We start from the raw sequence: 26,384 nt of genomic DNA, 5'->3' as shown, positions 1-26,384 counted from the left end.
TTTTAATGTTTAATGATGCAGAGGGTGTCATGGTGAGGCACTCGAACCATGCGGGCAAAGGCCTTAACGCCATGCTATACACACGGGACAGGCCATTGAGCTCACCCTTCGAGAGCCTCAGGGTGACACCCTTTTTTATCGTTATTTATCTTTATCATCCTCCCCAAACGAACTTTTCAACTGGATATACTTCCTTAAATTATCTGATTTGAAACCTTTTTCACGCATGGCAGCTACATACTCCGGCGTTACGCCGGTTGATTTTAGTGCAGGCAATTCATTTAAAGGGATATCGGTGAAGCCTAATTTTTTAAAGCCGTTAACATATTCAGGCGTAATATTTAATGATTTTAAAGGGATCAGGCTGTGAACTGCAATGTCCTTATAGCCGATGTCTTCAAAGCCTTTGATATATTCAGGAGTGATGTTTTGCGATTTGAGGGCCACCAGGTCGTGAACGGCAATGTTTTTAAAGCCCGCAGCTTCAAAGCTTTTGATATAAGCGGCATCCACGTTCATGGATTTTAGGGCGATAAGTTCATGTGCGGGAATATCTTTATAACCCAGTTCCAGAAAGCCCTTTACAAATTCCGGCGTAATGTCCATGGATTTCATGGCGGTTAAGTCCCGGTAAGAAATGTTTTCATAGCCCACAGCTTTAAAAGAGTTGACATACGCCCCATCAATATGCATAGACTTATAAGCTACCACCTGGTGTGCAGGGGGCAATTCCTCTTCGCCATTACCATTTTTTTCTTTACGCAGGCTTTTTATATACTCGCCGGTAATTTCCTGCGATTTAAAAGCGATGAGCTGGCTAAAGCTGATGTCCTTATACCCGGCATTTTGGATCTCCCGGATATAAGCTTCCGTAATATGCATTGATTTGCCGGCAACCAGGTTATTGGGTGTTATTTCGCTGAAACCGTTCGCCTTCCACATTTTAATATAGGGCTCATCAACCTTAAGTGCCGCCATGGCTACCAGGTGGCTGCGGGTAATACCGTTGAAACCATTGCGGATCACCATTTCAACATAGGACCTTTTTAAATCGACCATAAAATAGGAGAACACATCGCGTTCGTCCATATCGGCTACGCCCTGGCTTTTTAAAAATTCACTGAACGATTTGTCGGCCGTAAATTTATAATGGCCGTAACCCAGGTCGCCATCAAACTTACCATTGAATACCATGGTTCCCGATTCTCTTTTTAAAATGAATTCACCTTTTTCTTTTGGCAGGCTAGGGAAATCACTCAGCATAAAATCCGAATTACTCGACCAATTATGCTCATCGTCATCGCCCCTGAACTCAAACCTGATCTTGTCGCCTTTTATTTCGGCAAACCAGCTGCCTTCGCTTCTGTCGCCATCCGCAATGTTCAAGTCGGCGTTTACTTCAGCGTTTACTTCGGCATTAACTACAGGGTTTACATTTGCGTTAATCTCGGCATTTACAATCGGGTTAACCGTTGCGTTTACAATAGGGCTAACAGTTGCATTAACCACCGGGCTAACATTTGCATCAATTGTTGCGGCCACAATAGGATTAACATTTGCATTAACCGTTGCTGTTACGATTGGGTTAATAGTGGCGTTAATGATTGAGCGGACATTTGAATTTACCACCGGGGTAACTACAGGCGTTACCACCACCTGGCTATAAGCAGGGCAGGTGAGCGCTCCCAGCAGTGGCAACAGGAAGAAGTACTTCCGGGCGCCTGTATTTATTTTTTTTGATTTCATATGGATTGATTTTTTGGTTTTAATAGCAGGTGTGTTGATTTACAATTGTTTATGTATGTTTTTTGAATTAAATTTTTTGCATAGCATTCCACTGAAGGGTAATTAACGAGGCTTTTACAAAGCCAAAAACTATTAATCAGGGTCCTTTATTTACTTATTGTCGTCGTCTCCGAAATTGTTTTTTAGTTGGATATATTTATTAAGGTCCTGCGATTTAAAGCCTTTTTCGCGCATTTTGTTAACATATTCGGGGGTTACGCCCGTTGCCTTTAGCGAAGTGACTTCATTTAAGGATATATTGGGATAGCCTATTTTTTTGAAACTTTCGATAAAATCCGGGGTAACACCCAGGGCTTTTAACCCTGAGAATTCGTGGATTGAAATATCTTTATAGCCGACATCCTGGAAGCTTTTGATATACCCGGGGCTAATCCCCATTGCTTTCAGGGTAATTAACTCATGGATCGGGATATTTTTATAACCCGCATTTTCAAAGCTTTTTGCAAAATCAGGGGTGATGCCTTGCGACCGCAGGGAAACCAGGTCATTAACCGAAATGTTATCATATCCCGCTGCCTTAAGGCTTTGAACGTATTCGGGGGTTACGCCTACGGCTTTCATACTTACCAGTTGGTGTGCCGGTATATTTTTGTAGCCAAGGCTCGCAAAACCTTTGGCGAATTCGGGTGTGGCGCCTACTGATTTCAGGGAAACCAATCCGTTAGCCGGTATATTTGTATAGCCTGAATTTTTGAAACTTGCCACAAATTCGGGTGTAATGCCTACCGCCTTCATGCTGGTTAATGCTTCTGCCGGGATGTTTTTATAGCCCAGGGCCACCATACTTTTTACGTATTCGGGTGTTACGCCCACTGATTTAAGGGATACCAGTTGCTGAATGGGGACATTTATATACCCGGCAAGCTTTAGTTCATCAATATATTGTGGTGTAACGCCTACGGCTTTCATGCTGGTGAGTTCATTCAGCGTAATATCAGGATACCCCGCTTTTTGAATAGCATTGATATAAGTGGAAGCCACATTCATCGCTTTTACCGAAACTACATCTTCTGCTGTCATGGGGTCAGCACCGTTATCATGTTTTTTGCCGGGTTTAACATTAGCCCCGTGCAGGCCGGCGATGTATTTAGCCGTAACGCCGGTTGCTTTAAAGCTTTGCAATTGCTCGAAAGTAACGTGCGTGTAGCCTGCCTCGCGGATCTCGTTAACATATTCGGCGGTTATGCCTAATGCTTTCCCGGCAACCAGCTCGTTAGCTGTAAGGTGGTTATAGCCCGATTCTTTCCAGAAACGGATATAAGTATCATCAACTTTAAGGGCGCCCATCGAGACCAGGTCGCTTTTTGACAAACCTTTATAGCCGTTATTCTCCAGCATTGCCACGTAGGCTTTGTTGATATTGAACATAAAGAACGCGAAGTCATCGCCCTCTTCAACGCCGGTTATGCCGTGTTCGCCGAGGAAGGCATTGAACTGATGATCAGCAGTAAATTTATAGTGACCGTACCCGTCGTTACCATCAAACTTGCCGTTGAACAGGATAGTGCCGGCTTCCCTTTTGATGGTGAAGTCTGCTTTTTTATCTCTTGGGATAGCCGAAAATTCGCTGAGTTTAAAATCCGAGTTGCTCGACCAGTTATGGTCGTCATCCTCGCTTTTAAACTCCATGCGCACCTTGTCGTTTTTAATATTGGCAAACCACGAGCCTTCGGTTTGATCGTCTTTAAAATTGAAATTAAACTTCGGCTTAACAACAGGGTTCATTTTAACAAATGCCTTTGCATTGGCCGAAGCATCCGCAGTAGATTCGCTGTAAGCCGCCGGGCTGTTTAAAGCGCAGGCCAAAATGCCAAGTAGCGGAACCAGGAAAAAGTATTTCCACATGATATGGAGGTTTGAGCGTTTGGCGTTCATCATCATGATGCGCCTTTTTAACAGCGACTGGTTATAGTTTGTGGTGATGCCCAGCGACAGGTGAGGGGCCGATACTTTCAGCAGGCTCATCTGGTAAGTGGACTTTTCCACTTCTTCGTGCCCTAACACAGCATCGTCTGTTAAAAATTCCAGGTTGTTTTCTACCTCTTTACGGTAAAGCCAGGCAAAGGGATTAAACCATTGCAATACCAGCATCAGCTCGGCAAACAGGATGTCAAAACTATGGCGTTGTTCGATGTGTACCTTTTCATGCAGCAAGATCTGGCTGTAGGTTTCCCAGTCGTATTTTTCGGGGTTGATAAAAATATTATTACCGAAAGAGCAGGGTGCCTTATCGCCTGTCAGTTCAACAATACGGAATTTGCCATCTATTATAGCCGGTTTGGTATAGGCCTGGAAAAGCAATACTACTACCTGTAATAAAAGGTTGAGCCCAAATGCGGCTACGCCTATCCAGTATAAATAAAACAGCCATTTAAATACGGTTTGTATCACAGGTACCGATGGTGTAATTGTTTGTACCGTATGTTGTATAGTTGCGGCAGGTGCTGGTTTGGCAGGTGTTCCCGGTGTAGCTGTAGCAGGCGCTTGCTTTGTTTTGCCCGGGTTTGTTACCGTATTGATCTGCGGTACATCAGCAATCTGTGGCGACACCACTATTGGCTGATCCTGCACTTCGGTTGGTTTAGCCGGAGCCCTCAGCGCCCATTGCTGCGGAACAGGGATCAGCGGCAAGATAAACGACAGCGCCAGGCAAAAAACCAGGATGATGCGGTTTAAACGGTAAAATGTTTCCTTTTGCAGCAATAGCTTGTAAAACAAAAGGCAAACCGTTATCAGCAGGGCTACGTGCAGGATATAGGGGATCATTTCTTTTGCGATTTAATGAGGTTTATAATTTCATTCAATTCTTCGTCGGAGATTTTTTGCTCTTTGGCGAAAAACATCAGCATGTTAGGGTACGAATTATCAAAATACTGGCTTACTATATCGTTCATGGCATGCTTCTGGTACGCGTCTTTTGATATGACCGGATAATAGCGGAAAACGTTACCAATAGTTTCATGCGCCAGGAAACCTTTATCTTCCAAAATCTTCACCATAGTAGCAATGGTATTATAATGCGGCTTGGGATCGGGCATTTCATTAATGATCTCTTTAATAAAAGCATTCTCCAGCTGCCAGCAGGCCTGCATTATTTGTTCTTCTCTTTTTGCCAGTTTTTGCATAATGAAATAATTTTAAATCAAATGTGATACTAATTTATTAGGATTGCAACTAATTGATTAGTATTTGTGTGAAATATTTTGTAAAGTATTGATTTACAACGATAAAATTTATTGTGAAAGTATTTGTTATTGCGATCCGCCCATTGGCGGAGGCAATCGCGAACTTTGCGCAACCGCTATTACATTCCAATAGTCATTTCCTCAAGGTATAGTTCGCGATTGCTTCGTTTTGGCCCTGGTTGGAATTCCCCCCAGATATTTTGAAGATCTGAATTATCGCCAAAACTCCCTCCTGGCGGAAGCTGCCTTGTACCCCATTGTTAAATATGATCCATGTGGCCAATCTGCCCCTCTCGGGGCCACCCGTTTGTAGAAATAAGAACAAAAGGCAATTTAGTGCCGCATAGCGGCTACCCTTATAAAATAATGCCTGTTTGCCTGGTTTGCGAAGGGCAGCACCTACGGAGCTGGTATTTTTATTATTAATATTTCTACAAACAGGTAGCACCTACGGCGCATAAAAACTTGTGGATACGCGGTGGCCAAAACGCTCTCCTGACGGAAGCTGTCTTGTACCCCATTGTTAAATATGATCCATGTGGCCAATCTGCCCCTCTCGGGGGCCACCCGTTTGTAGAAATAAAAACAAAGGTAATTTAGTGCCGCATAGCGGCTACCCTTATAAATTAATGCCTGTTTGCCTGGTTTGCGGAGGGCAGCACCTATGGAGCTGGTATTTTTATTATTAATATTTCTACAAACAGGTAGCACCTACGGCGCATAAAAACTTGTGGATACGCGGTGGCCAAAACGCTCTCCTGACGGAAGCTGCCTTGTACCCCATTGTTAAATATGATCCATGTGGCCAATCTGCCCCTCTCGGGGGCCACCCGTTTGTAGAAATAAGAACAAAAGGCAATTTAGTGCCGCATAGCGGCTACCCTTATAAAATAATGCCTGTTTGCCTGGTTTGCGAAGGGCAGCACCTACGGAGCTGGTATTTTTATTATTAATATTTCTACAAACAGGTAGCACCTACGGCGCATAAAAACTTGTGGATACGCGGTGGCCAAAACGCTCTCCTGACGGAAGCTGCCTTGTACCCCATTGTTAAATATGATCCATGTGGCCAATCTGCCCCTCTCGGGGGCCACCCGTTTGTAGAAATAAAAACAAAGGTAATTTAGTGCCGCATAGCGGCTACCCTTATAAATTAATGCCTGTTTGCCTGGTTTGCGGAGGGCAGCACCTACGGAGCTGGTATTTTTATTATTAATATTTCTACAAACAGGTAGCACCTACGGCGCATAAAAACTTGTGGATACGCGGTGGCCAATGGGGTGGCAATAATTCAGATCTTCCGAACTGTTGTAGTGCCAACATCAGCGAGGGCGGGAAATAAAACAGCGATTTACACCGTGTTTCCAATGAGCAGGTTGCGAGAGTTTGGCAGGCAAAGGTTACCGTCCGCCTGCGGACAATCACTATAACAAATCCGAACGAATTAGTATTTTTAATTTCTTCATAAATTGCTCATATGTAGTTAATTACAAAAGTGGCACAATCTTGGTAGCAGTGTTGGCCTAACCGCTTGCATCATGATCAAAAATTATTTCCTCATCGCGCTCAGAAACTTAAAAAAGAACAAGGCTTTCTCGTTTATCAATATTGCCGGGCTGGCTATTGGTATGGCAGCTGCACTGCTCATTATTCAATATGTAACGTTTGAGTTGAGCTTTGATAATTTCCATGCCAAAAAAGACCGGGTTTTCCGTGTAACACAGGATCGTTTTGAACATGGTAAACTAAGCACCCAGTGGGCCGGCGGTGCATTTGCGGAGGGAAATTCATTTAAAAATAATTTTCCCCAGGTGGAAGATTATGTAAAAGTGGTGGACAACGGATCATTACTGGCCGTAAATAATGATACCCGGATTACCTTAGAAAAAACCTATTTTGCCGGGCCTTCGTTTTTTAATTTATTTAGTTACCCACTCATCAGCGGCGACCCGAAAACTGCACTGCGTGATGTAAATTCGGCCGTTATTACCGAAACTGTGGCTAAAAAGCTTTTTGGTACCACTGACGTGGTTGGCAAGACCTTTAAATTCGACCTTAACCTGTTAAAAGTAACCGGGGTAATGAAAGACTACCCGGAAAATACCCATTTCAGGAGCGACCTGCTGATGTCATACGCTACCTTGTTAAAATTTGCGGGGCCCAAAAATAACCTTGAAACTGCCTGGCTGAATGACGGATGTTTGACTTACCTGCTCCTAAAACCGGGTGTAGATGCCAAAGCACTGGAAGCTAAGTTTGTTCCGTATGTAGATGGGGTTTACAAAAAAATAAACTGGTCGGGAGCTACTGCTGCTTATCATTTGCTGCCGTTGGAAAAAATTCACCTTTCGCCCAATTTGATGCTGGAGGCAGAACCTCACGGCGATGGTAAATCAGTTTATCTGCTGGCAGGGATCTCCATATTTGTGATCATTATCGCCTGGATAAATTATATCAACCTGGCTACTGCGCGCGGTATAGGCAGGGCAAAAGAAGTAGGCGTGCGCAAAACCCTGGGGTCAAACAAGGGCCAGTTGCTTGCACAATTTATGCTGGAAGCTATGCTGCTAAACGGATTGGCCATAGTGTTGGCCATTGTAATGATCATTGTATTTTTGCCCATCTTTTCGGCCATATCCGGCCAAAATATCACCCTTACTTTACTGGTAAAGCCGGTGTTTTGGCTGGCGGTTGTCAGCCTGTTTTTGCTCGGCTCCTTCTTTTCAGGTTTTTACCCTGCACTTGTTTTATCTAATTTCAAGCCGGTAGAGGTGATGAAAGGAAAATTATCAGCTTCGCCCCGGGGCATTATCTTGCGCAAGGTGATGGTTGTTTTCCAGTTTGCGGCATCGTTTTTTTTATTGATAGGGTCGCTTACCGTTTACAAGCAGGTCAATTTTATGGAAAAACAAAAGCTGGGTATCAATATCGACCAAACGCTGGTGATAAAACCGCCCCTTGCTCATGTGGATTCGTTTTACCGCAGCATGAGCGCTTTTAAAAACGAAAGCCTGCGCGATGCGTCTGTTAAAAGTATAACAGTATCTACCAATATACCCGGCGACCCGGTTGGCTGGAATGCCGGCGGCATCAAGCTGAAAGGCACCGACCAGGCAACGGGCAAACAATACCGCATCATAGGCGGCGATTATGATTTCCTGAAGGCTTATGGTGCGCACTTGCTGGCAGGCAGGTTGTTTTCGAAAGACTTCAGCACCGACCCGCATGGGGTGGTGTTTAACGAAAAAGCGGTGCAACAATTAGGTTTCGACAAACCTGAACAAGCCGTTGGCAAGGAAATTGATTTTTGGGGGCAGGTGTACACCATTGTTGGCGTGGTGCAAAATTTCCACCAGCAATCGTTACATGATGCTTACGATGCGCTTATTTTTCGCTGTATACCTGATGTACGGGGTAACGTATCAGTAAAAATAAGTACCGATAACTTACCGCGCACCATCGCAGCCTTAAAAAGCAACTGGAAAGCTTTTTTTCCCGGCGACCAGTTCGATTATTTTTTCCTTGACCAGCATTTTAATGAGCAATACCATGCCGACAGGCAATTCGGGCAGGTATTTGCCACCTTTACCGGCATAGGTATTTTTGTTGCCTGTTTGGGTTTATTTGGCCTGGTGTCCTACACTATTGTACAGCGCACCAAGGAGATCGGCATCCGTAAGGTGCTGGGCGCATCAGTAAACAGCATACTAACGTTGCTTTATAAGGATTTTGCCTTGCTGGTAATGATCGCATTTGTAATAGCCGCCCTGCTCGGCTGGTATGCCATCCACCAATGGCTGCAAACCTATGCCTTCAGGATTGATATCAGCTGGATTTTATTTGCCGTGCCGTTTATTGTTGTTTTGTTTATCTCGTTTACAACGGTATCATGGCTTACTTTTAAAGCAGCGCTGATGAACCCGGTGAGGAGTTTGAAAACAGAATGAAAATCATTAAGTCATTGGGTCATTAAGTCATTAAGTCATTAAGTCATTGGAAGGGTTCTCAATATACGCAATCCACTCAAATGACCCAATGACGCGAAGCAAATGACCCAATGACGCAAAAAAAATGACCCAATGACGCGAAGCAAATGACCCAATGACGCAAAAAAAATGACCCAATGACGCGAAGCAAATGACTCAATGACCAAATAAAATGATAAAAAACTATATCAAAACCGCCTGGAGAAATTTGTTAAAAAACAAATTTTATTCCCTTATCAATATTGCCGGTTTAACTGCCGGGCTGGCTATCGGCATACTTATTTTATTGTGGGTGCAGGATGAACTGAGTTTTAACAGTTTTCATAAAAATACGCCCGATATTTACCGGCTTGAACTTTTTGGCGGTACAGGCGCAAGCAGGCAAATATTTACGGTAGGCGTAGCGCCGATTGGCCCGCTGGCCAAACAGCAACTGCCTGACGTACTCGACCAGGTACGCATTACCGGCAATTACGATTATTCGTTGTATAAATACCAGGATAAGGTTTTTGGTGATGAAAACGCGGTTTATGCTGATCCTTCTTTTTTCTCGGTTTTTGATTTTCATTTAGTAAAAGGGGATCCGGCAAAACCTTTTTCGGACGATAATTCTGTAGTGATCACCAAATCTACCGCTGAAAAATGTTTTGGCCTATTGAACCCGATCGGCAAGGTCATCCGGGCCGATAATAAAGCAAACTTTACAGTGAGCGGTGTGATCGATGATTTTCCGAAAAATTCCGATCTGAATTTTGACATGATCATGCCGATGAGCCTGCACATGAAAATGATGCTGGCGCAAAAGAACGACATGACCAATAACTTTAACTTTTTTAATTACGAAACTTTTTTGCTGCTGAAGCCTGGCAGTGACCTGAAGAGCCTGGCCACCAAAATACGGCAGATCCATTTGAATCATAAAGCTGATGATACGGATGCAGAATACCTGTTGCTACCACTGTCGAAAATGCATTTGTATAATGCAGATATGAGTGATAACGGGATCTCAACTATCAGAATATTCATCATCATTGCCATATTGATACTGGTGATCGCTTGCATCAATTATGTAAACCTTTCAACCGCCCGTTCGATGCTGCGCTCAAAAGAAATAAGTATGCGCAAGATAGTGGGGGCAGGTAAAGCACAGCTTTTTATTCAATTTATTGTTGAAACCGCGCTGCTGTTTTCGCTGGCTACGTTTTTAGCCATAGGGCTCATCTACCTGCTGATGCCGCTGTTTAACCAGGTAGCAAGTAAGCAACTGGTGTTTAACCCGGGCGATTATCATATCTGGCTGGTGATATTAGTTGCAGTAGCCGGCACCCTGGCCGCTTCAAGCATTTACCCGGCGTTGCTGCTGTCGTCTTTTGAGCCATTGAAGGCTTTAAAGGGCAAAATATCTGCCGGTATTGGCGATGTATTGTTCCGCAAGATACTGGTGGTAACGCAATTTACATTTTCAATCATACTCATCATCGGCACCATCATTATTACCGGGCAGCTGAATTACATGCGGTCGAAAAATTTGGGCTACGACAAGTCGGATGTAATTTCGGTTTGGATGCGTGATATGGCGCCGCATTATGAAGCGGCGAAAGCCGAATTGTTGAAACAGCCGGGAGTGTTGGCAGTGACCCGGACGAACCAGAATATTGTGCGTTTCCAGGGTTTTACGGGCGATGTTCAATGGGATGGGAAAGATCCAAAAGATAACCTGATGGTGCACCCGATAGTAGTGGATAAGGACGTGATATCGTTTTTTAAAATGAAAATGGTTGCGGGCACAATGTTCACCGGCGCAAAAACGGATACGGCCCGTTTTGTTTTAAACCAAGCAGCAATTAAGGAAATGGGAATGAAGGACGCCATCGGTAAAAGATTTAAGATGGAAGGGATTGAGGGGCAGATCATTGGCGTGGTAAAGGATTTTCATTATGCATCGATGAAGGAGAAAATAGCGCCGGCGGTTTTTTGGTACAAGCCGGAGTATTTGAACAAAATGTACATCAAAACAACCCGCAGGGATGCTCCCAAAGCATTGGCTGCCGCCGAAAAGGCGTTTAAGCAATACAACGGCGAATACCCCTTTGGCTATGCTTTTCTGGATGATATTTTTAATAACATTTACCAGGGGGAACAACGCCAGGGCACTTTGTTTACTTATTTTGCAGGCATCGCCATATTTATATCATGCCTGGGCCTGCTTGGCCTTGCCGCCTACACCGCACAGGTACGCACCCGCGAAATAGGCGTACGCAAGGTTTTGGGCGCAAGCGTAGGCCGGATTGTTGGCCTGCTGGCGCAGGATTTTATTAAACTGGTGTTTATAGCGATAGTAATTGCCACGCCGCTGGCCTGGTTTGCCATGCATAAATGGCTGGAAGCTTATGCCTACCGGATAAATATAGGCTGGTGGGTATTTGCCCTGGCCGGTTTGATGGCGGTAGTTATAGCGTTTGCTACAATTAGCTTTCAGAGTATCAAAGCCGCGCTGATGAACCCGGTGAAGAGCCTTCGCTCAGAGTGAGCGAGGTAAACGTTCATGGTTAACAGTTCATGGTTAATGGGAGGAAAGGAAGAAGTACTAGGAAAGGCGAAACAGTGCTGACTAAAAATTAACAATCCTTTACTTACCAGCCTGTGTCTAGTCCTGAAATAGGTTTACACACAGAAGTTAAAAATGGAAATGATTGATTATCAGTAAATTGTATCGATACGGACAATGGTCTTACTTTATATGTGTTGATTATCAGTGCTTTAGATAGTGTGGTAATTTGTTAAAAGATGAAACATGCTGAAAATGAGTATGTTTCATAGTGTTCCGCGGTGTTCCGTGTAAAAATGGAACGCTTAGGGCAAGCACAGGTTTCTGTGCCGGTCTAACCTTTTGTTCAGTCCGGTATTTAGGTGGGATAAATTATTTCTTTTTCCGGCCTTCGATGTCGGGTAACAGCCCGGTGATGATGCCAATAAGCGGAAGGAATGCGCACACCGAAAAAACATAGCTGATGCTGGTATGATCGGCCAGCCATCCGAGGAAGGCCGAGCCCAGTCCACCCATTCCAAAAGCCAACCCGAAGAACAGGCCGGATACCATGCCCACCTTGCCGGGAAGTAATTCCTGCCCGTAAACAACTATCGCCGAAAATGCCGAGGAGAGGATGACGCCAATGAGTACAGCTAAAACGATGGTCCATTGCAGGTCGGCATAAGGCAGCATAAGCGAAAAAGGCGCCACGCCCAATATGGAGAACCATATGACATACTTACGGCCAAATTTATCGCCTAAAAAGCCGCCTATAAGGGTGCCAGCCGCTACAGAGGCGAGAAACACAAACAGGTATAGCTGGGATTGCTGCATGGATATATGAAACTTACCGATGAGGAAAAAAGTAAAATAATTGGTCATACTGGCCAGGTAAAAAAACTTGGAGAAGATGAGCAGCAGCAAAACTATTAACGATATGGTAACCTTAGCTTTTGATAAATGAGAATGAACTTCTTCTTTATGCAGAGGGTTGGCCGCACGCATATTTAAATGCCCCTGGTACCACTGGCCAACTTTTGATAAAAGGATAATGCCCAGCAGCGCCACTAATGTAAACCACAAAATATAATGTTGCCCGCGTGTTACCACGATAAGTGCTACCAGCAGCGGCCCTATTGCGCTGCCGGCATTGCCACCCAGTTGAAAAATAGATTGAGCGAGTCCCTTTTTACCTCCCGAAGCTACCCGCGCCAATCTTGATGACTCAGGGTGAAAGATGGATGAGCCGATGCCCATTACGGCAACCGCGCACAGCAGGGCTATAAAATTAGGGGCAAGAGATAGAATAACTACACCTGTTAAGGTAAGGATCATGCCGGCTACCAATGAATAGGGGCGCGATTTGCGGTCTGTCACCGTACCTACAATAGGTTGTAACAGGGAAGCCGTGATCTGGAAAGTAAAAGTAATGAGGCCGATTTGCGTATAATTTAGATGGAAGTTTTTCTTTAACAAAGGGTAAACCGATGGGATGATAGATTGCAGCAAATCGTTAATAAAATGCCCCATACTGATCGCAATTAAAACGCCGAAAATTGTTCGTTGAACTGCTTGTTTGGGTTCCTGGTTAATTGTTGATTCCATTTAAAAAGATAAATTGGTAAGCCGGGGTTGATACTGGTTGTGCAAAAATGCAACATTTCGCCGGAATTTTATCCGGTTTGCCGCTGAGGGTTTGGAGTTGGCGTTTTTTTAAATACAAAAAGCGAGTCAATAATGCTGGTTTAGGCTATTTGCATCGCAAACTACTACATCTAACTGCCGGTTGAATATTGCCATTTTCTGGTCATAACTAATTCCATCGGCAATATTTTTTTATCGTTTGTAGCAGAATGCTTACTTTCGGGCAAATAATCAAATCCATAAATAATATCACTTTAACATTAATAATCACAACGATGTTACAGGGTTTTTAATACCTGACAAATGAACTTGTTTTTTAAAATTACCCTGCTAATATTTGGATCATTATTTACTTTAAATGCTCTTGCACAGGAGAATAATCCGGTGCCGCTAAAAACTATCCCTGTAAAAAATAAAAAAGGCGATAGTACTATTTATAAAAGAGATTCGGTAATAAGCAATAAAAAAGGCGTAAGGCAGCTGGACCTTACAGATGCTCTTGAATTGCTGTTTAATGTTGTCCCGGAAAAAAAACCTGATACAGTTACTACAAAGCCATCTTTAACTATTGTGCCTGCTATTGGTTATACGCTGGTTACGCGGCTGGCCTTTGTATTGTCGGGTAATATGGCTTTCCGCACCGGGCCCCACTCACGTATATCTACCATTACGGCAAGTACTGCCATTACCGAAAATAAACAGTTTACCTTCCCGGTACAAAGCAATATCTGGAGTAAGGATAATAACTACAATTTTGTAGGCGATTACAGGTATTACAAATATCCACAAAGTACTTTTGGCCTTGGCAGCAGTTCGGATATTAAAAATGAAGATCCTATGGATTATTCGTATTACCAGTTTTATCAAACAGTTTTACGCCATATTACCGGGAATATATATTTAGGGGCGGGTTATATTTTGGATGATCACTGGGATGTATCCGACAAAGGCAACCTGGATGGAACAGTTTCTGATTATTCGCGATATGGCAAAACGTCTCACGATATTGCCTCGGGGTTCACCCTTAATGCTTTGGTTGACGCACGCGATAATGCTATTAATCCGTCCAGGGGCGGCTATGTGTCTGTGCAATACCGGGATAATTTATCATTTTTAGGAAGCAGCACTCCCTGGAGTTCTTTGATTATTGACGTTAGAAAATATTTCAACTTTCCTGAAGGATCAGATAATGTGCTTGCATTTTGGAACTATGATTGGCTGATCCTAAATGGCAGGCCATCGTACCTTGAACTACCGAGCACCCAGTGGGATATTTCATGCGTTACCGGCAGGGGTTACATACAGGGCCGTTTTCGCGGTGCACAAATGGTTTATGGCGAGGCTGAATACCGTTTCAAAATTACGGCTAACGGCTTGCTGGGTGGCGTGTTTTTTTTGAACGGGCAATCATTTTCTGCTGCCCCGGGCACCAGGCTGCAAGGCATTCAGCCCGGATACGGTCCCGGCCTCCGCTTAAAATTAAATACCATCTCAAAAACCAATATCTGTGTTGATTACGGCTTAGGCCGCGAAGGCTCACGAGGCGTATTTATTGCCGTTGGGGAGGTGTTTTAATAAACTGAACGCGCTTCCGGCAGAAAAATCAGATGATGGTGATAAAGTAAGTTATATCGATTTACCGTTAGTAATAAAGTTAAATAGCCAATCTTTAATGATCATATTCCAGCCCAGCACGGTGTTGGAATAGCAATTCAGTTCAGGTACAAGTCCTTCGTGGGTAAAATGCAGGATGGTTTTGTCGCCTTTGGTGCTTAATTCAAAGACGACCTTTGTGTTATTCCATTCTTCCTTATTCTTTTCGATCCAATTGATCTTACTATCGGTAATTAGCCACACTACTTTTTTACCTGGAATAAATTCCACCAGCTTCTGTTTTGAATAATGGGCATGATCGCCATCTCCATAGCAAAAAATAAATTCATCATTTAGTTTGGTGCTGCTGCCTTCAAATCCTTTGTCCTTAAACCATTTGGGTACAGCATTGATGCAATTGAAAACATCCTGCGGGGCGCGCGCAACTTCAATCGTTGCTGTATAGCTTCGATCATTCATTTTTTTTTATTTTGTGGCTGGCCTAAAAACGCCTTCTCCGGTAGTAAGATAAGAAAACAAACTCGTTTTGATCCAGTGCGTCCAACCGGGTTCGCAATCCTTGTAGCATTCCACATTAGGCGTAAGGCCTTCATGTGTAAAAGTCAGCTCAGTTGTACCGTTATTCTCGGTCAGATCAAAAATCAATTTGGTATTGGCCCATTCCTTTTTGTCGTTATACCAGGGCATATTGCAATCGTCAACCAACCAAACAACCCGTTTGCCGGGGATCAATTCTGATACGGTGAAGTTGAAGAAGGAATCTCCGCCCATGTTTACTATAAACCGATCATTTTGTTTTTCGGCGCTACCGGTAAAGGTAATTCCCCACCACCCGGGTACGTTGCTAATCTTTTTGATCGCCTCTACTGCGCTGATATTTACAGCGATACTGCAGTTAAAATCGTTCTTTTTCATTTTCCTGTTTTTTTAATCAAAGATAGAGGGATGGCATTCGCATGCATTGTACAAATCGGAATTCAGCTGGTGAAATTCTTTTTACTGAGTTCATTTATGCTGTTTTTAAGTTCGGTGGGGGTGGCCCCGGTGAACCTTTTAAATGCCCTGATGAAATGCGATTGATCGTGATAGTAATGGTAAATATATTCTTTTAAGCTATCCAATTGAATACCGTTTGAATACGCCTGGTAAAATTGTTTGAACCGGACTATTTCGGAAAGGTTTTTTGGCCCCGTGCCCAGGTGTTCCGAAAATTTTGTGTGAAGCCAGCGCGAACTGTAGCCGGTTTCCTTTTCGAGTTTTGCTACGGTAACCATACCATTGGTGTTCGATATGCGGCCAATGCAATAGTCGTAAATTGGGTCAGCTGAGGTTCTTTCCAATTGCATGATCAGAAAATTCTGCAGGTGCCTTAATTTTAGCGCCGGCGTGTTTGCTTCAGCCAGTTGCAATTGAAGGCTTTTGGCGTGGTTACCGATCAGATCTTCCATTGTCACAATTTGATTTTTCACATCGGCGTATGATAAATGAAAAAAACGATAGGCGCCAAGCGGGTTAAATTCAATGATGATCGTGCCGGTCTGAGCGTCTTCCTGCGAATCAAGAATGACAGGTGCATCAATTAAACCCGTTAAACTTAGTTTATTTTCGCCTTGAATGAAATCCTTGTCGCCAACGCGGGCCACGATCCCGTTACGGTAGGTAAGCGTTAATTTGAAATTTGCATTTGGAACAATCAGTTTTCTATCCCCGGCAGGGAGCCGGCCGCTGCTTTCGAATACCCACATTTTAGCAACGTATGGGCTTAGTAAAGGATGAGGTGTGACTGGATTGAACCGGAATGCTGTCATTCGCGTCTGCTGCAAATTAATAATGCAAATTAAAGATAAGGCTAAGAAAAAGATTTTTCCAATTTTTATTGGGCAAATGCCGGCAAATATTTACCCCATCTTTTTGAAATCCAAGGTTTTCGTAAATTTTATTGATTTTACAGGCGAAAATATTTTGCTTTCGTCACTTTACGCTGGTTTCAACTATGAAAGGCAACTACAATGGAGCGCAAATACCGCTTTTTAAAATATCCGGGGCATTAGTCAGTTAATGATCTTGTTCGATCATTGATTTTAAAAGGAAAAGGTTGCTTGCAGTTTTTTCCGGGTGGTAAAACGCTGCAGATTATCTGTCATAAAAAATTAAAAAAATCGCAATATATTAATGCGGTCAAATGGAATGAAAAAATATATTAATTATGCAAGTTTGATAAATGCGGGCAGGTTGGGTATTTACCAGCAGGATTCGCCAGGCAAATGCAGGCTTCAAGACACGTAGACTAACCGAAAGGATTGTAATTTACTTTATAGAAATATCATTACGAAAAAAACTATATTAATACCCATGAAAAATAACGTCGCTACCGGATTTAAGATGATACAAACCATGCGCTGGTACGGGCCGGGCGATCCGGTTTCACTTAATGATTTAAGGCAGGCAGGTTGTACAGGTGTGGTTACAGCATTGCACCAGGTCCCGAATGGCGAAGTGTGGGAGGTAAGTGAAATTAATCAGCGCAGGGAGATAATTGAAAAATCAGGAATGAGCTGGAATGTGGTGGAAAGCGTACCTGTACATGAAGCCATAAAAACGCGGTCGGGCAATTTTGAACTCTTTATTGAAAATTATAAACAGACTATACGAAACCTCGCAGCCTGTGGTATAGATGTAATTACCTATAATTTTATGCCAGTGCTCGACTGGACACGAACTAACCTGGCATATGAGGTTGAAGATGGCTCGCTGGCGTTGTTTTTTGAGCGTGCGGCATTTATTGCTTTTGACGTTTTTATTTTAAAAAGAACTAATGCGGAACAGGATTATACCACTACGGAGATAGAACGGGCCCGCACACTGTTTGAAAAAATGAGCAGCAGCGAAAAACATTCGTTGCAGCAAAATATTATTGCCGGCTTACCCGGCAGCGAAGAAAGTTTTACATTGGAAAAATTCCGGTCGGCGCTTGATGCTTACGCTAATATTGATGAGGCTGCGCTTCGCAGAAACCTGATTTATTTCCTTCAACAGGTTATTCCGGTTGCCGGGGACGCAGGCGTAAAAATGGCGATACATCCGGATGATCCTCCTTTCAGTATTCTGGGTTTACCCCGTATTATATCAACGGCAGCTAATATACAGGCGCTGATTGATGCCGTTCCGTCATTGAATAACGGCATCTGTTTCTGTACAGGTTCTTTTGGCCTGAGGAAAGATAATAATTTGCCCGAAATGGTTAGACAGTTTGGTAACCGGATTCATTTTTTGCACCTGCGGAGCACCAGGCGAAATGAGTTTGGCGATTTTTATGAGGACAACCACCTGGAAGGGGATGTGGATATGTATGAAGTTGTAAAGGCAATTGTATCCCTGATGCAGGATAGAAAAGTGAATATACCGATGCGCCCTGACCATGGGCACCAAATGCTTGATGATTTAAAAAAGAAAACCAATCCGGGATATTCGGCTATCGGCAGGCTAAGGGGGCTGGCTGAATTGCGGGGTTTGGAAATGGGGGTTTTTAAGTCAATGGGATAACTTAACCGTAGCTGATAATAAGAAAAAAGCGGGACAACTGACGCAAATGTGCCGTTGTCCCGCTTTGTGCTCCCGACGAGATTCGAACTCATATCGATGGTACCGGAAACCATAATTCTATCCGTTGAACTACGGGAGCATTTTGCTGCAAATATAACTTATTTCCCTGTTTATGTAATATCAAGTTCAATTACTTGTAAAGATTATTTTAGCATAACCTATAGTGCTATGGTTTAGCTGATACAGAGCTATTGAAACACTGGCTACACTTGTTTTCTGAATTTGAAAAATGTTTTTTGCACTTTGGCGCGTCATGGAATGGTCGGGTATTGCGGGATATTTAATCAGTTTTTTTTGTTTCTTTACCGACCCTGATAATTAAATTTCAGCCCGTAGGATGATTTATTATCTAAAAATCAATTAAAAGACAATAGTTACCTTAAATGCGTTTATTATTGTTGTTGTATATATTCAATATGAGAAGCCTTAATATTATTTTCTTTTTGATGACGGTTTTCTATAGCCATTCGGGTTATGGTCAGATAGACAGTCTTCAGGGAAAGTATATCCCCGGGTTGAAAAATTATGCCATAAAAACCTATAACCATAACTCAGGCCTACCATCAAATAGCACTACCTGTGTTATTAAGGATAAAAATGGATTCCTTTGGGTAGGTACAGAGAACGGCCTCTGCCGGTTCGATGGTTATACGTTCAAAACATTTATAAATATTCCCGGGGATAGTACCAGCCTTACCAATAACTACATCAATGTTATAGTTGAAGATAAAAGAGGAAGAATTTGGGTTGGTACTTTAGACGGCCTTAACTTGCTGGACCCGTATACCGAAAAATTTAAGCGGTTTATCCATCAGGAACGAACCCCCAGGTCGTTAAGTAACAATAAAATCTGGTGTTTACTGGCCGATAGGGAAAACAATATATGGGTAGGTACAGACGACGGTTTTAATAAGTATACTGAGAAAACCCAGAACTTCGATGTTTATCAGCCGGATTCCCGCGATGCTAACGCCATAAAAGGTAAATCTGTTAATGCGATTATTGAAGACGCCAATAACAACCTTTGGTTGGGGAATTGGAGCGGCGGTTTAAACATGTTCAACAAACACACCAGGAAATTTTTGAATTTCCCCCAACCACAAAGGAATAATGATAGAAATCCAAACGATGTTTGGACGCTTAGTTTGGATGAGGATGGGAAAATATGGGTGGGCACTTATTGGGAAGGCTTGTTTAGATTTGATATGAAGACGAAGGCGTTCACCCCTTTTCAATCGCCTTATTATAATAATCATGCCGTTTTCAGGATCTTAAATTTGGGCAATCACCTGATGCTGCTGGACGGAAATGAGGGATATTTCTGGTTTAATTCGTTAAATAATTCATGGCAGCAAATTAATAATTTCACCAGCTTTCAGCAGGCAGGCTTATTTCAGGACAAAAGCGGCATCATCTGGTTGTGTTCAATGGAAGGGTTAACCAAACTGGATAAACAGCAATATAAGTTTTCGTTTTTCCCTTTTTCTGATACGAAACGGGCCGTAAAAAGTATAATTGTTAAAGACCATTCGCTTTGGATTGGCACTAACAACGGCCTTACCGTACTACAGTTGAATAATCACAAAACGACCACTTTTTTACATTCCGGCGATCCGCTAAGCATTGGGAATAACGACATTAACAAACTATACCTGGACACTAAAGGGAAGTTATGGGTGTTAACAGAATTTGGGTTTAATGAATACGACGATAAAACCGGCAAATTTACTCACCATTCGCATCATTCCACTTTGGGAAGCCTTTTTAACGAAGATGTATTTCGGGATATTTTGGAAGTGAATCTGGATGAGTACTACCTGGCAACAGATGCAGGGCTAAAAATTTATCATAGCAAAACCAATACAATTACCCATTATTATAATCAAAAGGACAAGCCCTATTCGCTAAGCAATAACCATCTCTACTGTTTGTTAAAAGATGCGGACAATAAAATCTGGATCGGAACGCAGGGCGGCGGTTTAGATCGTTTTGACCAGGTTACACACAGGTTTACCAACTACCAGGCCAACGGAAAAAAAGGCGCAACGATAAGCAGTAATACAATCCATGATATTTTTTTAGATTCCCATAAAAATGTTTGGGTATGTACACAGGATGGCTTAAATAAATATGTTAGAAGCAGCAACTCATTTTTAACCTATTCAACAAAAGATGGTTTTGCCAGCAACGTGTTTAAACGAATAACGGAAGATAATAATGGCAATTTGTGGGTGATAACGGAAACAGGAGTTTCCAGTTTAAACCCCGGGACCATGAAAATTGAGAATTTTGACGAAGACGATGGCGTGTTTGCCAGCTCCGCGATATTTAAACAGAATGACGATCAAATGTTTTTAGCAGGCAATAAGGGGATTGTTTCTTTTAACCCGCTAAATATTAATTACAATAAGCAGGCGCCCCCGGTTTATTTTTCCGACTTCCAGATCTTTAATAAATCGGTTGTACCCGGTGCTAACAGTGTACTAAAAGAGCCTATTCAAAATGCAAAAGAGATTGTGCTGAATTACGATCAAAGCGTTTTTTCAATTGAATTTGTGGCGCTGAATTATACCCACACCGAAAAGAATAACTATGCCTACAAACTTGACGGGTTTGACAAAAGATGGAACTACGTTGGGCCGCAGCGCAAGGCAACCTACACAAATTTAAATCCGGGTACTTATACGTTTCGGGTAAAAGCTTCAAATAATGATGGCGTATGGAATAATAGCGGAAGATCATTAACAATAGTTATTACTCCTCCCTGGTACCTTACCTGGTGGGCCTGCCTCATATACATTTCGTTATTTGTAGCGGCCGTATATGGTTATATTGTTTATAATAACAGGCAGGCAAAATTAAAGTATGAGATTAAGCTGGCCCATATTGAAAGTGAAAAAGAAAAAGAGCTCCATGAAAAGAAACTGTCTTTTTTTACCAATATCTCCCACGAGTTCAGGACGCCATTAACTTTGATTATTAATCCGTTAAAGGATATTTTATATGCTGGTGGCAGCGATATGGACCGGCAAAACCTCAATACTATCAATCGTAACGCCAAACGACTGTTAAGCCTGGTTGACCAGTTATTGTTATTCAGAAAGGCAGATGCGGAAGCTGATGACCTTAAATTGGCAAAAATTAATATCGTTGATTTAAGTAAAGAGGTTTTCTTATGCTTTTCGCACCAGGCCGGCGTAAAAAACCTGCAGTTTGAATACGTCTGCCAGGACGAGTATATCGAATTAATTGCCGACCACGAAAAAATAGAGATCGTTCTTTTTAATTTACTGTCTAATGCCATCAAATTCACTGAAAAAGGCGGGCGTATTAAATTGCATATTACGCAGACACCCGAATTCGTTCATATACAGGTTGAGGATACAGGTTGCGGAATAATGCAGACTGCAGGAGAAAAGCTTTTTAATAAATTTTACCAGGAGTACCAATATAATAGCCCCGCAGCGGGGGGGCTGGGGATAGGCTTATTTCTGGTTAAAAATTACGTGGAGCGCCATGGCGGAGAAATAAGTTACCAAAGTGAGATAGGGCAGGGCACAACTTTTTATGTGCAGCTATTAAAAGGCAGGAGTCATTTTAAGTCAACAACCGTTATTGAGGAGGCACCCGTCAGTTCAGTATTTTTTAAGGAGCTGATGGAAGAGGATGTTCCCGATCAGCAAGTGTTTTTGGAAATGAATTCAACAAGCTCCACAGCAATGTCTTCTGATTTTAAATCTATATTGATCATAGAAGATAATAAAGAGATCAGGGAGTATTTAAATCAAATATTTAAGGCTGATTATATTGTTTATGAAACTGATGACGGCGAGTCAGGCCTGAAAATGGTTTCGGCAGTTATGCCCGATATCGTTATTAGTGATGTGATGATGCCGGGCCTGAGCGGGATTGAGGTTTGCGCACGCATTAAAGATGATCCGGACCTTAATCATATCCCTGTTATATTGCTTACTGCCATCACTTCGCCCGAAATTAAACTCAAAGGGATAGAAGGAGGGGCGGATGACTACATCAGCAAACCGTTTGAAAAGGAAATGCTTATGGCGCGTGTGAAAGGTATACTTAAGAGCAGAAACAACCTTCAGCGCTATTTTTTTAATGAAATTACCTTAAAACCAAATAACCTGAAAATATCCCAGGAGTATAAAGACTTTTTGCAAAAATGTATAGACATCGTTGAGCAGCATCTTAATGACCCTGATTTTAGCATTAAAACCCTGGCGAATGAAATCGGGATGAGCCACTCTAATCTTTACCGGAAAATTAAATCCATTTCGGGCCAGTCGGCTAATGGCTTTATTCGTTTTATCCGTTTAAGAAAGGCCGCCGAGATCTTCTTAAAAACAGACAGCACGGTTTATGAAACGGCCTACAAGGTAGGTTTAAATGATCTGAAATATTTCAGGGAGCAGTTTAGTAAACTGTTTGGATTAAACCCTTCGGACTATATTAAAAAATACCGGAATGCGTTTCACAGGGATCAAAATATGAACAGGAATATTATCAAAGAAGATTAGTTAACCCTTAGCTGATCTGATAAAACCGTTAAATAGACATTTATTTGACTTTTTTGCTTAAATACCCCCGCCTTATTGCAGAGTTTACCCCTCACTTATCTGTTTAAATTGATCCATTTTAGCTTCACGAATTAACCAATTATCGTAAGCCATTATTTACGGCATCAAATTATTAAAGTGTATAGCATGATTTTTACGTCTGCTAATCATTCTTTTTTTGACCCCGGTATTATGAAGGCCGCGAGCTATAAAAAGCAAATTATAAACAACCAAATTATATGAAACCAAAATTACAAATCAAGTATTCCCCCCAAAGGAAAAAATTTCCCGGCAGATTACTGTTGCTTACATGTTTGGCGACAGCGTGCTGGGTTACCTGCGTGCAGCCTTCCTACGCCTCAGATGTAAATAAGGTAACGCAGAAGGTGATGGAGACCCGGGTTACAGGTAAGGTTACCGATGAGAAAAACGCAGCATTGACAGGGGTAACCGTTACTGTTAAAGGTACCACTACAGGCGTTGTTACCGATGTTAACGGCGACTTTTCCATTGTTGTTCCTGATGCAGGTACTGCCACATTGGTATTTACTTATATTGGGTACCTGAGCCACGAGGTGCCTTTAAATGGGCAAAAAAACATTAATGTAACCCTGCTGCCAGATACCAGAAATTTAAATGAGGTAGTTGTAGTAGGTTATGGTACGCAAAAGAAAGCAACATTAACCGGTTCCATCTCTGTTATCAAAGGGGGCGATATCATTAAAAGCCCGCAGCCTAACGTATCCGATTCATTCGCAGGCCGTATATCGGGCGTTATAGCCAATAACACCTCAGGTGAACCTGGCTATGATGGTTCAAATATTTTAATACGTGGTATAGCAACTACGGGTAGTAACAACGTGCTTGTGGTTGTGGATGGTATCCCCGGGCAAATCGGTGGTCTGGAACGTTTGGATCCTAACGATATTGAAAGTGTTTCCGTGCTAAAGGACGCATCTGCAGCCGTATATGGTAACCGTGCGGCTAACGGAGTTATCCTGATCACTACCAAACACGGTAAAACAGGTAAAGCATCGGTTTCTTATAGCTTTAACGAGGGCTTTAGTTCGCCAACCCGGTTGCCGAAAATGGCTGATGCCGCTACTTACGCACAAATTGTAAACGATATCAGTTATTATGATTCACCGTCCGGTGGTATGAACCAGGTTTACAGTGCTGACCAGATCCAAAAATTTAAAGATGGCTCAGATCCGCTGAATTATCCGAATACCAATTGGGAAAAAGTTACTTTAAAGAATTTTGCGATGCAGAACCAGCAAAATCTGACCGTTAGCGGAGGCAACGAAGATGTAAAATATTTTACCTCAGTTGGAACACTTTACCAGGATGGGATCTATAAAAACGGCGCCACAAAATATAACCAATACAATTTTCGCGCAAATGTCGACGCAACCATTACCAGCAGGTTGAAGGTAGGGTTGTCACTTGCCGGAAGAGAAGAAGATCGTCAATATCCTGAAACTGGGGCGGGAAGCATTTTCCGAACTATCTATCGCTCGTACCCAACCAGTGCAGCCTACTATCCAAACGGGCTGCCAACTTCCGGTATCGACCAGGTTAATCCCGCCCTTGCAGTCACCAATATCGGTGGTGTGTCAAAAAACCCGGCGCAGTATTTTAACGGCATTCTGAAAGCCAGTTATGACATTCCAGGCATACAAGGCTTATCTCTTGACGGTTTTTTTGCTGCGGATAAATCAGGCAATTTTACCAAAAGCTTTTATACTCCTTATACGGTGTATACTTACAACAGTGCAGCGCAAACCTATAACCCCAGCATCGAAGGTGGCGGCGCAAATGGTTTAGCTTCCCTTTATGAAGCGCAGCTAAACCAGTCATTAATCACTTCAAACATTAAACTGAATTTTGTAAGGCAATTTGGAGGGCATAATATCAATGCCTTTGTAGCCTACGAACAAAGCCAGCATACCTACGATTTTTTCTGGGCCCAGCGCAACGACTTTCCAACTCCCACCACTCCTGAACTTTCAGAAGGTGGCACAGCAGCCAGCGATGCTACTAACGGCGGCACCAGCAGCGACAATAACGGAAATTACAATTATAACCGTCGCAGCGTGATCAGCAGGCTGGCATATAATTATGAAGAGAAATACCTGCTTGAGGGGCAGTTTCGTGCAGACGGATCATCGCTTTTTGCGCCGGGCCACCAATGGGGATACTTCCCATCGGTATCCGCAGGTTACCGCATCTCCAAAGAAAAATGGTTTAGCGACAAAGTTAAATTTTTTGATGACCTGAAGATCAGGGCTTCTTATGGCGTGTTAGGGGATGATATTATCTCCGCTTATCAATATTTTGATAATTATTCATTTAACAATTATGTTGTATTAGATAACGGTTCTGGGGCCGCAGTACAATCAGGGATTGACCTAACCAAAATAGCCAACCCTAATATCACCTGGGAAACTGCTAAAAAGACCGATATTGGTATTAACGCGGTTTTCCTGAAGAACTTTACTTTAGAAGCTATTTATTTCAATCAAAAACGATCAAACATTCTTGAATACCGCAACGGGTCGCTTCCGGGTACATCAGGAATTGTTAACCCTTATGGCGGAACGCCCCTCGTTCCCGCAGAGAACATAGGTAAGGTAAACAGCAGCGGTTTTGAAGGTACGTTAGGCTATAACCATCCGGGCAATTTTACCTGGGGACTGGCAGGTAATTTTACTTTTGCCAAAAGCAAGATCATTTATATAGATGAGGCTGCCGGAACAATCCCTTACCAGGCACAAACTGGTCACCCTTTAAATACTTATTTATTGTATAAATCCATTGGTATTTTCAGGTCTCAATCTCAACTGGATAATACACCGCATGTGCCCGGGGCACAGGTCGGCGACCTTATTTATGCGGATGTAAACAATGATGGCCTGATTACCGCCGCTGATCAAACCAGGAGCAAGTATGGCAATATTCCGCAGATTGTGTATGGATTTAACTTTAATGCAGGCTATAAAAACTTTGACCTGTCGGTGTTATTTGCCGGACAGGCGGAAGTGAGCCAGTATGTACTGCCAGAATCAGGAACTATTGGTAACTATTTCAGTAGCTGGGCCAATAATGCCTGGAGCCCAACCAACCCTAACGGATCATATCCAAAAGTATCTGACCGTGCCTCAAGTGCCGTAAGCGGTGGTTTGTACAACAGCACTTTCTGGTTGAACGACGCCTCATTCCTGAGGTTAAAAAATGTGCAATTGGGTTATAACCTTGCGGCGCCGGCACTGCGCAGTTTACACATCAGCGGCCTCAGGGTATTTGTCAGCGCCTTCAATTTGTTCACCATCACCAGGGTTAAAGACTATGATCCTGAGGGAACAAGCGGCAGCGGACAGTTTTATCCTGAACAGCGAATCATTAACATAGGTGCAAACGTCAAATTTTAATTAGAGAA

Annotated in this window: 13 protein-coding genes and 1 tRNA gene; 6 read left to right on the top strand and 8 right to left on the bottom strand. The window is 42.8% G+C overall.

Annotated features, from left to right (window positions below; translation table 11 throughout):
- Positions 1 to 141 precede the first annotated feature (141 nt).
- The 3 genes from MgSA37_RS17055 to MgSA37_RS17045 all read right to left on the bottom strand — a co-directional run bounded on the left by MgSA37_RS17055 (position 142) and on the right by MgSA37_RS17045 (position 4,931).
- Positions 142 to 1,746: a hypothetical protein gene (locus tag MgSA37_RS17055; RefSeq protein WP_096353599.1), complete on the bottom strand. Its 1,605-nt coding sequence runs from the start codon at positions 1,744 to 1,746 to the stop codon at positions 142 to 144.
- A gap of 150 nt (positions 1,747 to 1,896) precedes the next feature.
- Positions 1,897 to 4,572 (bottom strand): M56 family metallopeptidase, encoded by a 2,676-nt coding sequence (locus tag MgSA37_RS17050; protein ID WP_096353597.1) that lies wholly within the window; start codon positions 4,570 to 4,572, stop codon positions 1,897 to 1,899.
- Positions 4,569 to 4,931 (bottom strand): BlaI/MecI/CopY family transcriptional regulator, encoded by a 363-nt coding sequence (locus tag MgSA37_RS17045; protein WP_096353596.1) that lies wholly within the window; start codon positions 4,929 to 4,931, stop codon positions 4,569 to 4,571. Before MgSA37_RS17045 ends, MgSA37_RS17050 begins: the two co-directional genes overlap by 4 nt.
- Positions 4,932 to 6,529: 1,598 nt before the next feature.
- Between MgSA37_RS17045 and MgSA37_RS17030 the strand changes: the two genes are divergently transcribed.
- Both MgSA37_RS17030 and MgSA37_RS17025 read left to right on the top strand, forming a co-directional pair.
- Positions 6,530 to 8,938, top strand: coding sequence for an ABC transporter permease (locus MgSA37_RS17030; RefSeq protein WP_096353590.1), 2,409 nt, complete (start codon positions 6,530 to 6,532; stop codon positions 8,936 to 8,938).
- Between the two features lie 211 nt (positions 8,939 to 9,149).
- The gene (locus MgSA37_RS17025) at positions 9,150 to 11,507 is read left to right on the top strand and encodes an ABC transporter permease (protein WP_096353589.1); all 2,358 of its coding nucleotides are present in this window, start codon (positions 9,150 to 9,152) and stop codon (positions 11,505 to 11,507) included.
- Positions 11,508 to 11,897: 390 nt separating this feature from the next.
- On the opposite strand, the gene MgSA37_RS17020 is transcribed toward MgSA37_RS17025, so the two are convergent.
- Entirely contained in the window at positions 11,898 to 13,112 is a 1,215-nt protein-coding gene (locus MgSA37_RS17020; RefSeq protein ID WP_096353587.1) for an MFS transporter, read from the bottom strand.
- Positions 13,113 to 13,454: 342 nt separating this feature from the next.
- Between MgSA37_RS17020 and MgSA37_RS17015 the strand changes: the two genes are divergently transcribed.
- Entirely contained in the window at positions 13,455 to 14,726 is a 1,272-nt protein-coding gene (locus MgSA37_RS17015; protein ID WP_096353586.1) for a BamA/TamA family outer membrane protein, read from the top strand.
- Positions 14,727 to 14,777: 51 nt separating this feature from the next.
- Here MgSA37_RS17015 and MgSA37_RS17010 read toward each other — a convergent pair whose 3' ends face one another.
- From MgSA37_RS17010 to MgSA37_RS17000, 3 genes are all read right to left on the bottom strand, one after another.
- Positions 14,778 to 15,224 carry an SRPBCC family protein gene (locus MgSA37_RS17010; RefSeq protein ID WP_096353584.1) on the bottom strand — a complete coding sequence of 149 codons (447 nt, stop codon included), beginning with the start codon at positions 15,222 to 15,224 and terminating at the stop codon, positions 14,778 to 14,780.
- 6 nt (positions 15,225 to 15,230) lie between these two features.
- The gene (locus MgSA37_RS17005; RefSeq protein WP_096353583.1) at positions 15,231 to 15,680 is read right to left on the bottom strand and encodes an SRPBCC family protein; all 450 of its coding nucleotides are present in this window, start codon (positions 15,678 to 15,680) and stop codon (positions 15,231 to 15,233) included.
- A 62-nt stretch (positions 15,681 to 15,742) separates the two neighbouring features.
- On the bottom strand, positions 15,743 to 16,573 hold the full coding sequence (locus MgSA37_RS17000; RefSeq protein ID WP_096353581.1) for a helix-turn-helix domain-containing protein: 831 nt from the start codon (positions 16,571 to 16,573) through the stop codon (positions 15,743 to 15,745).
- Positions 16,574 to 17,117: 544 nt separating this feature from the next.
- Between MgSA37_RS17000 and uxuA the strand changes: the two genes are divergently transcribed.
- Positions 17,118 to 18,308, top strand: a complete 1,191-nt coding sequence (gene uxuA / locus MgSA37_RS16990; protein ID WP_232010670.1) for a mannonate dehydratase — start codon at positions 17,118 to 17,120, stop codon at positions 18,306 to 18,308.
- 67 nt (positions 18,309 to 18,375) lie between these two features.
- Here uxuA and MgSA37_RS16985 read toward each other — a convergent pair.
- Positions 18,376 to 18,447 (bottom strand) — tRNA-Arg (locus MgSA37_RS16985).
- A 337-nt stretch (positions 18,448 to 18,784) separates the two neighbouring features.
- Between MgSA37_RS16985 and MgSA37_RS16980 the strand changes: the two genes are divergently transcribed.
- Positions 18,785 to 22,906 (top strand): hybrid sensor histidine kinase/response regulator, encoded by a 4,122-nt coding sequence (locus MgSA37_RS16980; RefSeq protein WP_172885336.1) that lies wholly within the window; start codon positions 18,785 to 18,787, stop codon positions 22,904 to 22,906.
- A gap of 278 nt (positions 22,907 to 23,184) precedes the next feature.
- Positions 23,185 to 26,376, top strand: a complete 3,192-nt coding sequence (locus MgSA37_RS16975; protein ID WP_096353576.1) for a SusC/RagA family TonB-linked outer membrane protein — start codon at positions 23,185 to 23,187, stop codon at positions 26,374 to 26,376.
- The last annotated feature ends 8 nt before the right edge of the window (positions 26,377 to 26,384 follow it).

Origin of the sequence: Mucilaginibacter gotjawali, from assembly GCF_002355435.1 — a bacterium.
Taxonomy (GTDB): Bacteria; Bacteroidota; Bacteroidia; order Sphingobacteriales; family Sphingobacteriaceae; genus Mucilaginibacter; species Mucilaginibacter gotjawali.
This window is presented reverse-complemented; position numbering and strand designations above follow the sequence as displayed.